General features: G+C 63.8%; 10 protein-coding genes. 4 read left to right on the forward strand and 6 right to left on the reverse strand.

Going from position 1 to position 13,789, the window contains the following annotated elements; translation table 11 throughout:
- The first annotated feature begins 16 nt into the window (after positions 1-16).
- From C5E06_RS09460 to C5E06_RS09475, 4 genes are all read left to right on the forward strand, one after another.
- On the forward strand, positions 17-589 hold the full coding sequence (locus C5E06_RS09460; protein WP_104306684.1) for a hypothetical protein: 573 nt from the start codon (positions 17-19) through the stop codon (positions 587-589).
- A gap of 341 nt (positions 590-930) precedes the next feature.
- Positions 931-1,689, forward strand: a complete 759-nt coding sequence (locus C5E06_RS18960) for a hypothetical protein (RefSeq protein ID WP_146081342.1) — start codon at positions 931-933, stop codon at positions 1,687-1,689.
- Positions 1,690-1,698: 9 nt separating this feature from the next.
- Positions 1,699-2,622, forward strand: coding sequence for a DUF3037 domain-containing protein (locus C5E06_RS09470; protein WP_181062924.1), 924 nt, complete (start codon positions 1,699-1,701; stop codon positions 2,620-2,622).
- Between the two features lie 285 nt (positions 2,623-2,907).
- Positions 2,908-3,627, forward strand: coding sequence for a hypothetical protein (locus C5E06_RS09475; protein WP_104306687.1), 720 nt, complete (start codon positions 2,908-2,910; stop codon positions 3,625-3,627).
- A gap of 254 nt (positions 3,628-3,881) precedes the next feature.
- On the opposite strand, the gene C5E06_RS18965 is transcribed toward C5E06_RS09475, so the two are convergent.
- The 6 genes from C5E06_RS18965 to C5E06_RS09510 all read right to left on the reverse strand — a co-directional run bounded on the left by C5E06_RS18965 (position 3,882) and on the right by C5E06_RS09510 (position 13,752).
- A complete protein-coding gene (locus C5E06_RS18965) occupies positions 3,882-7,439 on the reverse strand; it encodes a hypothetical protein (protein ID WP_146081343.1) in 3,558 nt (1,185 codons plus the stop codon).
- Positions 7,440-7,575: 136 nt separating this feature from the next.
- Entirely contained in the window at positions 7,576-8,229 is a 654-nt protein-coding gene (locus C5E06_RS09490) for a hypothetical protein (protein ID WP_104306690.1), read from the reverse strand.
- Positions 8,230-8,239: 10 nt separating this feature from the next.
- Positions 8,240-11,512 carry a hypothetical protein gene (locus C5E06_RS09495; RefSeq protein ID WP_104306691.1) on the reverse strand — a complete coding sequence of 1,091 codons (3,273 nt, stop codon included), beginning with the start codon at positions 11,510-11,512 and terminating at the stop codon, positions 8,240-8,242.
- 16 nt (positions 11,513-11,528) lie between these two features.
- Entirely contained in the window at positions 11,529-12,125 is a 597-nt protein-coding gene (locus C5E06_RS09500; protein ID WP_104306692.1) for a hypothetical protein, read from the reverse strand.
- Positions 12,126-12,140: 15 nt separating this feature from the next.
- Positions 12,141-12,521: a hypothetical protein gene (locus C5E06_RS09505; RefSeq protein WP_104306693.1), complete on the reverse strand. Its 381-nt coding sequence runs from the start codon at positions 12,519-12,521 to the stop codon at positions 12,141-12,143.
- 97 nt (positions 12,522-12,618) lie between these two features.
- The gene (locus C5E06_RS09510) at positions 12,619-13,752 is read right to left on the reverse strand and encodes a hypothetical protein (RefSeq protein WP_146081344.1); all 1,134 of its coding nucleotides are present in this window, start codon (positions 13,750-13,752) and stop codon (positions 12,619-12,621) included.
- Positions 13,753-13,789: the final 37 nt, after the last annotated feature.

The raw sequence follows: 13,789 nt of genomic DNA on the forward strand, positions 1-13,789 counted from the left end.
CCCGCATACATCCGACATGACGATCAACCACTGCCCCGACGCGAAGCGCGGATGCACCGAATCCTTCGAAGCGCACCTCCTGAAAACTCAGGCGTTCGCGTACACCCGCGGTGGGCTTCCGCGGCAGAGGATCGCTCCGGGATTCTCGCCCGAAGAGTGCCACTTCGGACAGTGGCTCCGCTCCGTGATCGCGAAGCGACGTGTCCAGTCGAGAACCCTGACGGAGGAGCAGTCGTGGCTGGTCCACATGCTCATGACCGACCATCCGCAGCAGTGGGAGCGACGCGAATCGAGAGAACTCGACGCCCCCGACACAGACGAGGAGCGACTCCTCGCAGTCCTCGGATACCTGCAAGCGCACAGCAGGCTCCCCCGCCTGTTCCGTCCGGACGGCACTCGCGAAGAAGAGATCGCCGGCAACGCGCTCAGCGAATTCCGGACCCGGATCAGGGGAACTCGCCAGAACGGGCGCCAGGACCTCGACGAACGCATTGTCGCCACACTCGAGTACCTCTGCCCGGAATGGCGAGGACCACGAGCGCTTGACCCGAAGCGCATCATCGTGAAGCGACCAAGACGAGCTGCGTAATGCGTTGGGCCCACCGCAGCTCCGAGAACACCACGGGCCCCAGTACATCGACGCAGAACGCGACATGCTGGGGCCGGTGGTGGGAAGGGGGTGGCTACTGGTCACGGGCATCGCGAGTTCAACAGATGCGGGTCCGCGTACTGCAGTTTCTCGCTCCTCCTGGGGCACTTTCATCGCCAAGGATCTGCTGTTTGTGTTCCTTGGGCTCGAAGATGCTGTGCAAGTGCAGCGCTGGAAAAAGCGTTCTCGTTCGCGTATTCGATGGATCGACGGTCGCAAAGCCTGGCTCCGTGCGCGCCCTCAGACTCGAGTGAATGCGGCGCACCGCTATGCTTCGCTGCATGCGCCCAAGCGAACTCGACGGCATGCTGCGTCTTGTTGCGGTACTCAAGCCGCACAATTCCGGAACTGGCGCCTTCCTCGCGCTGGCCGACGACCACAGGCAGTACTGGGTTAAACCCCCGGGGAATCCTCAAGGGTCTCGAACGCTCGTGGCTGAGTACGTTGTCTCAGGCATCGGTTCCCTAATCGGCGCGCCCGTTAGAGAAACTCGACTCCTGGAGATCCCACGCCACGTCCGCTTCGAGTATGCTCCGGGCCATTTTCTGCGACCGTCGATCGCGCATGCATCATTGAATTTGGAACGCGCAACGATCATCGACGATTGGTCGGAGTTCACAGCCTATGACCACAATCGGTCGCGGCAGGCTGCCATCTTGGGCCTCTGGGACCTCTGTCTCGGCGGCGATCCACAGTGGCTACACGCGGCCGACGATGACTACTCGATCTGGTCCTTCGATCACGGATTCTGGTTGGCAGGTGAAGCGGACTGGACAGTCGCCTCGATCGAACGGGTCGGGGATCGAGCCTGGCTGCAGGAGCTCGACGCGCGCCGCCTGTCTCGGGCCAGCCTGCTGAGTACGGCAGAAGCCATCCGTGGGCTGCAGATCGACAGCGTCGAAGCAGTCGTCCGCGGAGTTCCCCTATCATGGGACACCAGCCAGCATGAAATGTCAGAACTGGCACGCGTCTTGTGCGGACGCGCCCCCGCAGTAGCCGATCGCCTTGATCAGCTAGCGATGCTTAGCCCGCACCCCTAGGAGGTGCCCGTGCTCTACCGATACTGGATCATCCGATTCGTGCCCAACGTGGCGCGCGGGGAGTTCACAAACATCGGCATCGTTTGCGGTCGCGATGGCGGCGACTGGCACGCGCGTTTCGAAACTCGAGGAGCGCGCGCTACGGGCGTCACCCAGGCTGACCTCCAGACTGTCGGTCCCTGGCTGCGCTGGTTCCAGCACAACATCGAAAACGGTGTCAGCGACCTCGATGCCACAACCAGTGAATGGCTAGAACAGCTTCGCGTACGACAAGCGAACACTCTGCAGCTGGCGCAGCCTCTCCCCATAGATGTCACCTCTGCCGTCGAGGGAGTCGATCTCCTTTTCCCGCATCTTGTCGAGCGCGCTGACACTCGTGTGCGGGACAGCCCTACCCGCCCCCAAATCCGCCGCCGACTCAAGGATGCGCTTGTCGCGAGGCGCGGGTACACCCTCAACCGAGATCTTTTCCAAAGTCCTGAGACCCGCATCGGGCGCCAGCGGGTGAACTTCGACCTGCTACGGGAGTCGGCGCAGGGCAACATCCTCACGGATGTTTGGTCGTTCAACGTGAAGAACTTCGACCGGCTCGAGCAGGAGATCCGGTCGTCGAACTTCATGATTTCGACCCTCCGCGACCACGGTGCATCCTTTGAAGTTCAGCCGGAAAAGTTTGAGCCCGTCGGGCCGGAGAGTCTCATTGAGGTCATCTACGACCCACCTAAGAGTGAATCTCCGCAGGCGGTTGATGTCTTCGAGGCAGCGCGCGAAGCGTGGGCAAGCCAGGGTGTGGAAATGCTCACACTCTCAGCTACCAACGCCCAGCTGGCACGACCGAACGAGTATCCGGGATCCTCGCTAACGCTTGAAGCCAGCAGAACCTGGGACAGCAACGTGCTTCAACGTGTGGACGGACCACGCGCGCTTCAGTAGAACGGCGCATTTCACAGCTGACAGGCATGGAGACCTTGCTCGGACAGGCGACCTCCCTCATGAACCGATTGCGTTAGTCATTGTGGCCTTCCTAACCTCCTGTGTGGCATCGCCTTAGCCTCGAGATGTCGTGAGCACGCGAGCTCCACCCCTCGTGGAGGTCAGTCGTTAGATCGAGGCGGAGAGCAGGCGCGAGTGGCTGCTCCACGAGCGAGAGATGCACAACCAGCCACCATCGCTCTGGGAACCAACTTCGTTTGTTCTCAAGATCATAGGATCCAACGTATGACAGAGGACGAAGAGACGGATCCGGACGCTGAGCTCGAGGACGTAAAAGGGCTCATAGCGTCGCTGGTCATCAAGGGCATAGCTCGAAGCATGGTGATCCAAGGGGAAGTTGACCTGGACGCAGTCTCAGGGCAGGATCTGTTGGACCTAGCAAAGCGGCGTCTCGTGGAGCTCGTTCGTTCGGGTGACGTTGACTTCACCATGATCCTGGACCACACAGAGAACATTCTCACCGATGCCCGTACCCACGCCGAAAACGGCAAAGACGAGTACGCGTTCGTCTTCTATGCTCTCTACTACGAGCACATTCTCAACCGTGCCATCAGGGAACGTGCGATCCAGCTTGACTTGTCCGAGAAAGAGGGGCTGGAACTCATGCGTCGCGGCATGCCCGAAAAGCTGGGACTCACGTGGAAGCTGCTCTTCGGTGCCAAATTCCCGGAGGAACTCCGAGCTGACATATTGGCGACTTCACGACGACGGAACTCTTTCATCCACTACAAATGGCATGCGGACCCCACCCTCGAGAGCAACCTAGAAGCGGAAGAGGCGCGTCGTTCAAAATCGCTGGCTGCTGCCGAGCGTGCCGCGGTTGATCTGACCGATCACCTGAACCGCCTGTTGGTCTCTCCGGACGGGGACATCGGAAAGTGGCTCCATTCCTCGCGGCTCACCCCCGATCCTGACTCGGAGTCAGATGGCCGCGAAATCGACTGAGCGGGATCAGCACGGGTCACCGTTCTGCCTCGAGATGGACCAGAGAATCTTCGGCGCGCACCCCCTCATCGCCTCCAGGTCCAGGCCCGGATCACGATCGGCCCCAGCACAACGACGTAGAACGCGACATGTTCGGGCAGGTGGTGAGAGGGGCGGCGAGCCGCGAACTGAACGAAGTGAACTCTGCACGAATGGCCACTCTCGCAAATGAACGGGCCCCAAGCCGCTAGATCGAAACGGAACCCCGATCGAGTTCACGCGCCGGGCGTCGGTTCCGCGCTGCCGACTACCGAAGTGGTCAGCATGACTTCAAGGATGGCGAGCCGCTCTTCATCAGGCAACTGACTGCTCCTGTATCGGAGATCGCGGAGGGCCGCTTCGACTCCCACGGATAGAGCCATGTGTTTGAAAACTCTTGGGAGCACAGCTTCTATGAGTTTCAGCTGACTGACGGGGCTCTCTGCGTGCAGACCGGCTATCGCTAGGGCGACCTGTGATGGATCGAGCCAGTCGGCTGTGAGGAAACGATGCATGAGAAGTCCCAGCAGTTCCGTAAGTCCGTTCATGTCATTCGCAAGCGTCGCGACATACCTGGTCGAGCTGGCACTCCAGGCTCCCAGCTGCTCCGGATCAGCGACGAGGCGCTTCGCGGAAGCCATATAGAAGTCGACCTTTTCGTTTGCCTGACCTGGGCCTGAGCGCTCAAGGGCCGCAAGAACTGGTGAGGGTCTCTTCTGTTCTGGGTCGATCGCCAGAGAGTATGTCGTGGTGTCGAACGGTACGTCAATGATCCACTGGCCCAGGAGGTGGCTTAGAAGCAGCTGAGCTTCGGCGTACGTGATCCACTGACGAATTTGCGCTTCAACGATAAGCTCGACGGTACTGAACGAGCGAATGCCGCTTGATTCGAGGAGCTGTCGTGTCATTCGGTCGTCACACCAGAGCGGTAGTCCTGTCTCCAGAGCAATCTGGGCGCCAAGCGTCCAGGAGTCGGAGGCGAAGCGTGGCGGGATGTCGCCGAGGTGAGGCTGGTTCCTGGAAGATGAGACCGCGCGAGCCTGTTGCATCAAGAGCACCAGCCGGTGTGCGGTTGCCCGCGTTTTTTCGCGGGAAATGGGATCAGTCGAGACGAACTTCGCGCTTGAGGCGGCGTCGGCACGAATCAAGTAGCCCACGCTGTTCAGTGCGAATGACCGCTCGGCTGCCTGAGCGTCCTGCAAATGGCGATGGTGTCTGGTCACTGCAAAGAGCTGACTCAGAGAGTCGGCAAGTTGAGGTGGCAGGGCGGCAAGCGTCGCAGCTGCGGTCAAGTCGAGGGCGACTTCATCGCCTCGGGCCGGTATACCCACCTCTTGCCCTGCGTCCGGTTCGCAGCAGGTTGTGCGCGGTATTCCTTCTGAATCGACGAGGAGTTCCGCGGCGTTTCGACCTACCAACCCGGCATAGATTCCGAGAGGAATCGAGCCTTCCATTACTTTCGCATCAAGTTCGCTTTGCGGTCTAGGGCCTCCAGTTGCCTGCACGAGCTTCTCGAGGATATGTTCACCGTCCAGCCCAGCAACATCGATCAGCGTCACGGGGCTGCTACCAGGCTCAAGAGCCTCAAACTCGAGATGCAGAGACGCGAGGTTGAAGTGTTCATTGGTCGAATCGCTAGGCGCTTGTGCCATTACGGTCACTGCCTGTTGCCGGATCTCGGGGTGTCTTGCGTACCTAACCACTATGCTCTGGAATGCATCAACCGCGCCGACTGCCCTCCCGTAAGACTCGAAGAGGACAAGCCATGCGAGTGCCTGCGCCGGGTCATTTGGGACCATCTCGCTGTCTGATCCAACGAGAGCCTCTAACGCTTCGGCGCCGTTGCCCGCTTCGAGGCAGGCCTGGACAAGTAACCAGCGCGAGTGCACATTCTTGTCGTCGACGCGAAGCAAGCGTCGCGCAGTAGTAACTGCGAGACTAGGATCCCCTTGCTGCGCGGCGGCCCGCACTTGCAAATCCAACGCTTGACTCAGCCCTGGCCACGTATCCCCGGCCAAAACGGCCCTCGAAGTGGCGGCCAGTACCCCTGGCGAGTCGTTGAGATGGGCGCACAGTTCAGCTACTGCTAGCCAGTCGTCGGGCGCATCCCAGCGGTTGGCCGCCTTCTCGAAAGCCGCACGAGCCTCGTGCGGTCGGTCTTTGCGGCGCAGGAAACTCGCATAGTGGAACGCAACTCGTCGGTCCCTTGCTGCTAACCCACGTGCCAGCGATTCTGCACCGGGCTCGCCTGAGTAGAGGCCGGCAATGACCTTTAGCTCCTCGGCAATATCGCCGTTGTCGGTCGCGAGCTCCGCAACCCAAGCGTGGAGAACACCTTGACGCGCAAGGACCATGGCGATTTCGAGCTTTTCGTCCGCAGCGGCGGTGCTCTCTAGCGCAGTTGAAAGTGCCTCGTTGGCCTGCTGCGTCAGGTCCTTCGCATGCAGCGAGGCAGCCTCCGTCAGGGCGCGTATGAATGGACTCGAGTTGGACGAGACACGCTGCTCGGCCTCAGCGACGTCTCCGCGATCTAAAAGCACATGTATGCCCAGATCCCTGACGGCTGGATCTGCGGCCTCTTCCAGAGTTGCATCGCCATCTGGTGGCGGCTGCGACAAGCGCCATGCCGAACGAAAGTCCCGCCGTGGCATGCACGCGCGGATTGCCAGCGCAGCGCCCAACACAGAACTCAGGCCATACCCTCGTGCTCCGTCGCGGATCTGCAAGCCCAGTTCGTACGCCCGCACGAGGTAGTCCGGCTGATTTATACCGTTCGAGACGGCGGCGCTGTGGATGAGATAGTCACCTGCGCTCAAGCCGGCAGCATGGTTCTCATTCTTCGCGAGAGCTTCCTCGCCGAGTTGGATGGCCCCCGCGACATCACCGGCTTGGAAGCTAAGCTGCACGATCATCAACTCTTGGAGCGCGCGTTGAGATGCGCTCTCGGGCGCCCAAGCCTTGCTGGCTTCGAGCCTCTCCTGCATCGGGAGCCCCGGCAGGACCGCTCTGGCTATGGGATGTTCAGACTCGCCGGAGAGTAGGCTCGTAAGTCCGTCTTCGACGTCCGCTGGCGTGGTGTGTGCGAGCCAGTAGAGCCAGTAGGCTCTCGGTCGCGCGCCTTGCTCCATGGCTTGCTCGATCCAGGATCGAGAGCATGCTTTCGCGCCGACCTGCGCGGATGCTTCGCCCAACCATCCCAGGACCCGCCAGTCGTCGCTCAGCCACTTGGGGGGATGCCGGGACCATTCCTCCAAGATGCTTCGCCGCCTCGCCACATCCTCGAGATCACTTGCCAGCCGCTCAGCTTGCTCGACAGATAGATTCCGGAGTTCTCTGAGATCATCTCTGATCCGCTTCGAGAAGCTCCTGAGTTGAGCTTCGAACTGCGCGGCGTTGGGTGCATGCGCACGCGATGCGTCTAGGTTCCGGTCAAGTTGTTGTCGGATCTGATCAAGCTGTTGTCCAGGGCCGAGTCGCTGGAATACGGCCGATCTGGCGGCGTCCACGATCACGTCAAGGGCTTCGTCACTCGCCATCTCAGAGAGGAGATGAACGCTGCGCAGACGTGCTCGAGCTGAAACAAGAGCATCCGCATCCGGCGAGATCAGCTCTTGTGCCAGGTGTCCACCCTCCAGCGCGAGAAGCAGTTCTCGCTCATCGAAGTCGATGCCGAGTCGCGCCAGCTTTCCGTGAACCTCCCCCGCGATGGCACGTGGCTCTAGCTTCTTGAGGATCTTGCCAGCTGTGAAGTCCGCCGCTGCGCCGACAACCCAGCCACCCAGTGCATCTGTCATGGTGCCATCTAAGCGGAGACGAGGGCCCTTGGACAGGCCCGTGCGGCTGAGCGGACCTTCCGGTCGCCATAACCCCTCAGGGTGGGCACGGAGTAACAAGCTCGGATCATTAGGGGCGCTTGAGCCTGGTGCCGTCCTACCGGTCAAAGGCGTTGTCAGCCCAGTCATTTAGACGGAACCGAACCGCGAGGTCCTTGAACGTGAGCCGTTCCTCGGACTGGGGCACGGGCATCGCCAGCAGCTGCTCCTTGACGTCCGGGTCCTTGAGTATCCCGCGGAGCCGCACCATCTGGAAAACGCGCGCATACGTGCGCGTTTTGAGGGGCGAGATACTGGGGCCGCCCGGCCACCGCTCGTTGAGTTTCCTCACCGCGTACGCGTCTGCGTAGTCGTCCTTGCGGGTCCTCAGCTCTGCTTCGACCTCGTCCGCGGATGCTGCGCGGAACCAGGCCACTACGTCGTCGTCGTTCTCGAACGCGAGGAGGCCCTCGCGGTGGAGCGTGTCGAAGTCGCGGTTGCGCGCTGTGAGGTAGCAGCTGTTGACTCGAGCAAGGGTTTCGTCGTCGATGGGCTGTGTGACGAAGAAGGCATGGAACTCTTCGAGGGTGCCGTTGAACGATTCGGGGTCAGGGAAGCGAAAACTGCCCCGTGGGTCGGCTGGTGGGAATGACATGTGTACGACCTCCGCGGGTCTCTGGTGCTGTTGCGCACCAAATCTACCCAGGTCGTCGCGTGCCGATTCGCGCCGCTCGATCTCACTTTCGTCGCTCAACGCGCGTGCTGCCGACATGTCCTCATCCTCACTTCTCGTCGAAAACGGCCGGGTCGGGCCCGACGCTTGGTGCGCTCGTTCGCTGCTCAGCGTTTCCAGCACCTGTCGCATTGGCTACGCCGGCCGCCTTGGCCTCGGCCTGCTTTTGTTTCTCAGCTTCGGCGACCGCGAACTTCGCGGCAACGCTCGCTGCGATGCGATCTTCGGAGGCGGCTGCCTTCTGATCGGCCTTGTCTTCGGCTGCTGCCCTGGCTTCGCCGTCTTCCTTCCGCTTGGCCTCTGCGGTGTGCACTCCCCGGTACGCCTGGAGACGGTCCGCCTGGTGCTCACCCTTCCGGGTTGCGGCGAGGTAGCTGCGGGACTTGCCGATCCCCTTGTGTGCGGCGAAGGCGGCGATGGGTGCTGCGGCGAGTCCGCCGGTGAGGCCGATCGCTGCTGCTCCGGCGCCGACCTTCGCTGCGGTCTTCACGCGGCTCATCGTCTTCGGGTTGTTGTACGCCTTCACTGCTCCGGCGGCGACCTTGGCTGGGGCGGCCAGTGCTGCGCTCTTCATCCGAGCTGGTGCGGCCTTGACGGCGGCCTTAGAGTCGGCGATCGCTTTCGCGCCTCGGGCCTTCGCTGCTGCGTTGACCATGCGCGCTGGCGTGGAGTCGTTGCGGAGCTCCTGCAGCTGCGAGCGGGTCGCGGTGGCGAGGTTGATGCCACGGCTGGCGACGAGCGACTGGAATCGCTGCTCGCGGGCTCGGTCGAGGGCTGCGCCGACCCCGGTGGTGCGCTTGAGGACCATCTGGCCTTGTGCGTTGCGCGCCTGGCGCCACTGTGGCGCGGCCTTCTTTGCTGCCGCGAGGGTGCCAGCCTTGCCGCGGTTCAGTGCAGCTGCTCCTGCCGTCTTGTACCCGCCGCCGGCGCGGATCGCCTGGTGCCCAGCGAACGCTTTCTTGCCGGCCGCACCGATGCCTCGTCCGAGGAGTCCGGCCCCGGCCACGGCGGGGAGGACGGTGGCCCCTGCGAGCCCGCCCCTACCTTCGGCCTTGGCGTGGCGGAGCGCTGCGACGTGCTCCGCGACGGTGCCCGTGGCTGCGGGGGCGCCGATCGGGACGGTCACGGTCTCGCCGCCAGCTGCTCCAGCGGCGCCTGCGGCCGCTCCCACGGCCGCACCGGCTACTGCGGCACCACCGGAGACTGCTCCTGCGCCGGCCGCGTCTCCTGCGGCCGCGTTGGCGAGCTTGGTGCGGCGCTTACCGCCGCCCATCGCACCTTCGCGCTTGTTCGGGTCCTGGGGCGTGCCGAACTTCTGGAGCTGTTCTTTCGCTGCTCGTCCGAGACGTCGTGATCCGCCTTCGATGGGGTCGCCGTCGCCGCGGCCTATGCCGCCGAGCATGGATCCTGCGAGGCCGCCGCCTCCGGCTGCTGCGGCGTTGGCCCACAGCTGCCCGCCCTTGATGGACATGGGGCTGGGGAGGCGGAAGACCTTCTTGAAGATGAGGTTGAATCCGATGAGCGCCATGGCGGGGGCGAGCCCCATCCACGCGAGTGCCCAGATGGATCCTCGGTCGAAGAGGGAGGCTCCGACGGACATGAGGAGGTTGGTGAAGATCACGATGAAGGTGAGGATGAGGACGGCGCCGGCGGCGAAGATCTGGGAGCCGATCATCTGGAACGTCGTCTGCTTGACCTTGTTCCAGCCGTTGGCGGTGAAGAGGCCAGCGATGAGGACGAGCATGAGCGCGAGGACGTAGAACAGTCCGAGGAGCTTCGCGATGATCGTGCCGACGCAGACGATGCCGAGGGCGATGATCGTCGCGAGGGACCCGAGGAGGTAGATCAGCGCGGAGCCGGAGCCGCCGCCGCCGGTCCATCCGCCGTTGAGCGTGAGGAGGTAGTCGCGGATCGCCTGGACGTCCTCGGGGTTGCTTCCCTCGCCCGTTGCGGAGACGGCCTTTTCGATGCCTGCCGGGGTGCCGTCGACGTCGAAGATGTCGGGGATGTCGGCGGGATCGCTGCCGTTGGTGCCGTTCCACCACTGCTCGCAGTCCGTCTGCTGAATCGCCTTGTCGTCCTTGGTGTACTCCTTTGACCAGGCCGGGTCGACGGTCCAGGTCGCGCCCCAGTCGGTGGTCTTGCACGCGGCCCAGGCGGTCATGCCGGCCATGCGGTTCGAGTTGTTATCGAACGAAAGGAGGTTCATCGGTGCTGCGCCCTTGTCAGAGCTGCCGCCCTGCGGTCGGGTGACGCGGTTGAGCTCGGCGCCGTTGTACCCGTCCGCTCCCTTTTCGGCGACAGTGCGCCCAGCGTCCATGCGAGTGAGCTGGACCCCGATTGGGGTCGACGCGTTGGTTTCGAGCATGCGGCAGTAGACCTTGTCGGCGTAGACGTTGGAGCCGAACTGGACGGTCTTGTATGACTCGAGCCCAGAGGTCGACCACAGGTCGGAGAGGAGGAAGCTGAGCTGGACGCGGCTCTGCGTCAGCTGGTTCGATGAAGACCCTACGACCCTGGAGGCGTCCGCACGCATGCCCTGGACGTATTCCTCGCAGGTCATCTTGCCGAGATCCACCGGTGCCTGGTTTCGCCACTCGAGGTCGGCGGAGTCGCGGACGAAGTCGCTCTGCACGATGCCGGCGAGCCCGGACGCGAGCGTGTTGATGCCGCCGTTGGTTGTTGAAATGACCCAGCCGGGCGAGAGTACCCCGGGCTTGTAGTCGTCGCCCGTGCCGGTGGATGCGGCGGCGCCATTACCTGCGATCCCGATGGCGGCGAACAGGACGAGGACGCCGGCGATGCGTTTGATGCCGCTCTGTCCGCCCATGCGGGTCGCGCGGACAGCGCTGAACACGGCGATGACGACCACGATGACGATGGCGATGATGCCGACCGGGCCGAGGGCGATCTTCGCGAGGCCTGCGGTGAAGCTGTCGAGCCCCGCACCGAACCCGTTGATGGGCTCGAAAGCGAGCGCAAAGTCGTAGAGGCCCTGGAGGAGCATCCACAGCACGGCGCCGCCTTGCATCATCCAGCTCGTGCCGGTCGAGCGGGACAGGTTCGTGATCATCGCGCCGATGTCGAACGAGTTGGAGTTGTGCAGGGTCCCGGTCGCGTTGCCCCACTCACGCAGGAGCGAGTACGCGAAGTAGAAGTCGAGGTTGGGTTCGGCCTCGTCCGCCATCATCATCACGCCTCCGTCGGCTCCGATCGACACGGGCACGGCTGCGACCGCGGCGGCCGCGGGGGTGGCGAAGAGGGCGAGGAGCGCGACGGCGCCCACCCAGGAGGCGAGCGTGCGGATGCGGGTGCGTGGCATGCGGGGTTCCTGAATCTCAGTCGTCGAGGACGGCGGTCGCGGAGCGGCGTGGGGCAGTCGGGTCGGTCGGGGCCTTGTGCCCGCGCGGGGCCCGCCGCAGCGGGGGCTCTTCGGGTTCTGGCATCTCTCCGGGCATGAGGCCGAGCGGGCGGGGCTTTGTCTGCACGGGACTGTCGATGCCGATCACAGACGGGACGAAGTCGATGATTTCGGGGCGGACGAGCTCTTCACCGTTGACGAGGATCCGGTTCGTGCGCCGAGCGGACCCTTCACCGGCCCGCATGAGCAGCAGATCTGTGAGGGTCCGGCCCCGCTTCGCGCCGATGGATGCGTCGAGGGCTTTCAGCCGGGACACCCGCAGCGCCTGCCGCTTGGCAGAGCGCGTGCCGACGAGTACGAGGGTGATCCCGATGGCTAGGACGGGGATGGTGAGGCCGACCCAGCCGAGGCCGGTGATGCTGAGGAACGCGATGGCGGGGAGCGCGACCGGGAGAGTCGCACCGAGCACGATGAGCACCAGGTAGGTGGTGCGACGGTCGGTTTCGACGGTCATGAAGATCATGCGTCGCCCGCGGTTGCGTTTCTTTCCGGTGACCTCGGTGAGGTCGTACATCGCCGGCATCGTCGCCTATCCGCCCATGTTCGCGCCGAACCAGGTCAGCGCGCTTGTGATGAGCGTGAGAATGCCCTGGAGGATCGCGAGCACGAGGGGAACGAGAATCTCGAGGGCGGCAAAGAAGAGGCCAGCCAGGAGACCCATCACGGGGAAACCACCCGCGCCGCCGGAGCGGCGCTTGTAAAGCCAGGACGCGATCATCCAGACGATCAGGGCAACGCCGAAGATGGTGAGGAAGCGCATGATGCCGCGGCCCGTGCCGCCGGAGAGGTCGAGGAGGCCGTTCCATCCACCGACCATGCCGACGAACATCCCTGGTGTGTACGCGGCGCCGGTAAGTGTGGCCGGAAGGACGTCACCGGCGAGGACGAGGAGGGTGGTTGCGAGTGCCATGCTGTGGCCTTTCGAATGCAGAAGGGTGGCGGTGCTTCTGTGTGGGGCGTGTCCCCTGCCCTATGCGCGAGCGGGCGAGGAACACGACAGGGTGCGCTTAGTCGGTCTCGGGTTCGGGCATCCGGGCGGTGCCGAGCGCGGATGCGTAGAGGCGGTCGGCGTACTTCGGCTGGGCGATGAACGCGGACGCGATGGTCCGCAGCTCGCGCAGCGTCTTGGACTTCGTGCCACCGAAGGGCGCGTAGAACGCGTCGGTGGCGGCTTCCGACGCGGACCCGTCGTTGATGGCGAGCGCGAGTCCCGCCGCTCCCCCGTCGTACTGCTGGACGACAACGCCGGACGCCTTCGCCTGCTCGTGCGGGAGCGACTGGGCGGTGACGGTCGGCGCGCCCGTGTGCTCGGCGAGGGTGTTCCACGCGTTGTCGGGGGTGAGACCGAAGTCGGCGGCGACGGGCTTCTTGTGCCCGGTCTTGCGCTCGAGCAGTTCGTACCCGCCCTGCGCCGCCTCGAACTCCTCCACCTGGAGCAGCGGGTTCGTGTCCTGCGCGAACGCCTGCGGAGCGGCGAACGCGCGCGCCTCCATGAGCTCGCCCATCTCGAACCCGACCCCGTCCGGGGAGGTGCCGACGAGCTGGTTCGTGGACACGTTCGTCTGCCGCTTGTGGAACTCGAGCGTCGGCTTCTTGTCGCCGAACTCCTCCTCGCGGATGCGCATGGCTTCGCGGTTGCGTTCGCCGTTGTTCATCAACCGGCCGTGCAGCTCCTGGAACTTCACGTCCGATTGCTGGAGGAGCGCGGTCGCCTTGATGTCGCGGTGGTCGATCTTCTGCTCGCCGAACATGACGTCCTGGCTGGAGCGCGGGATCATCTGCAGCAGCATGCCGCCGTGCTCGCGCAGCGCCCGGTGCAGGTGCAGCGGCGTCTGGTTGGTCGGTTCCCGCTTGAGCTGGTCGGTCCACAGGCGGTTCGCGAAGTGCACGAGCGCTTCCTGGGCGATGTCGTCGACGTCTTCCTTGGACCACTTGCGCGACCCGGCACGCTTCATGACCGCGCCCTTGAATGTGTTCAGCACCTCCCGCATCTCCTCGGAGGTCACCGAGTCGTCGAACAGCGGGCTCGTGGGCGCCGAGTGTGGCTGATGCCCGAACTGGCCTGCCTGGGCGACGCCGTTGCCCCGGTGTGCTTCACGCCTCGATGCGTGCGCGTCCTGTCGTAGTGCTGCTGCCCCCATGTTTGGGCCCTGCCTTCCCGCTCTGGTCCGTCTCGCA

It is taken from the genome of Pseudoclavibacter sp. RFBI5 (genome assembly GCF_002931395.1).
Classification (GTDB): domain Bacteria; phylum Actinomycetota; class Actinomycetes; order Actinomycetales; family Microbacteriaceae; genus Pseudoclavibacter.

Coding starts and splice junctions, on each gene's coding strand:
- C5E06_RS09510 (WP_146081344.1), bottom strand. CDS start 13,752: ATGGGGGCAGCAGCACTACGACAGGACGCGCACGCATCGAGGCGTGAA.
- C5E06_RS18965 (WP_146081343.1), bottom strand. CDS start 7,439: ATGACAGATGCACTGGGTGGCTGGGTTGTCGGCGCAGCGGCGGACTTC.
- C5E06_RS09460 (WP_104306684.1), top strand. CDS start 17: ATGACGATCAACCACTGCCCCGACGCGAAGCGCGGATGCACCGAATCC.
- C5E06_RS18960 (WP_146081342.1), top strand. CDS start 931: ATGCGCCCAAGCGAACTCGACGGCATGCTGCGTCTTGTTGCGGTACTC.
- C5E06_RS09500 (WP_104306692.1), bottom strand. CDS start 12,125: ATGTACGACCTCACCGAGGTCACCGGAAAGAAACGCAACCGCGGGCGA.
- C5E06_RS09490 (WP_104306690.1), bottom strand. CDS start 8,229: ATGTCGGCAGCACGCGCGTTGAGCGACGAAAGTGAGATCGAGCGGCGC.
- C5E06_RS09505 (WP_104306693.1), bottom strand. CDS start 12,521: ATGGCACTCGCAACCACCCTCCTCGTCCTCGCCGGTGACGTCCTTCCG.
- C5E06_RS09495 (WP_104306691.1), bottom strand. CDS start 11,512: ATGCCACGCACCCGCATCCGCACGCTCGCCTCCTGGGTGGGCGCCGTC.
- C5E06_RS09475 (WP_104306687.1), top strand. CDS start 2,908: ATGACAGAGGACGAAGAGACGGATCCGGACGCTGAGCTCGAGGACGTA.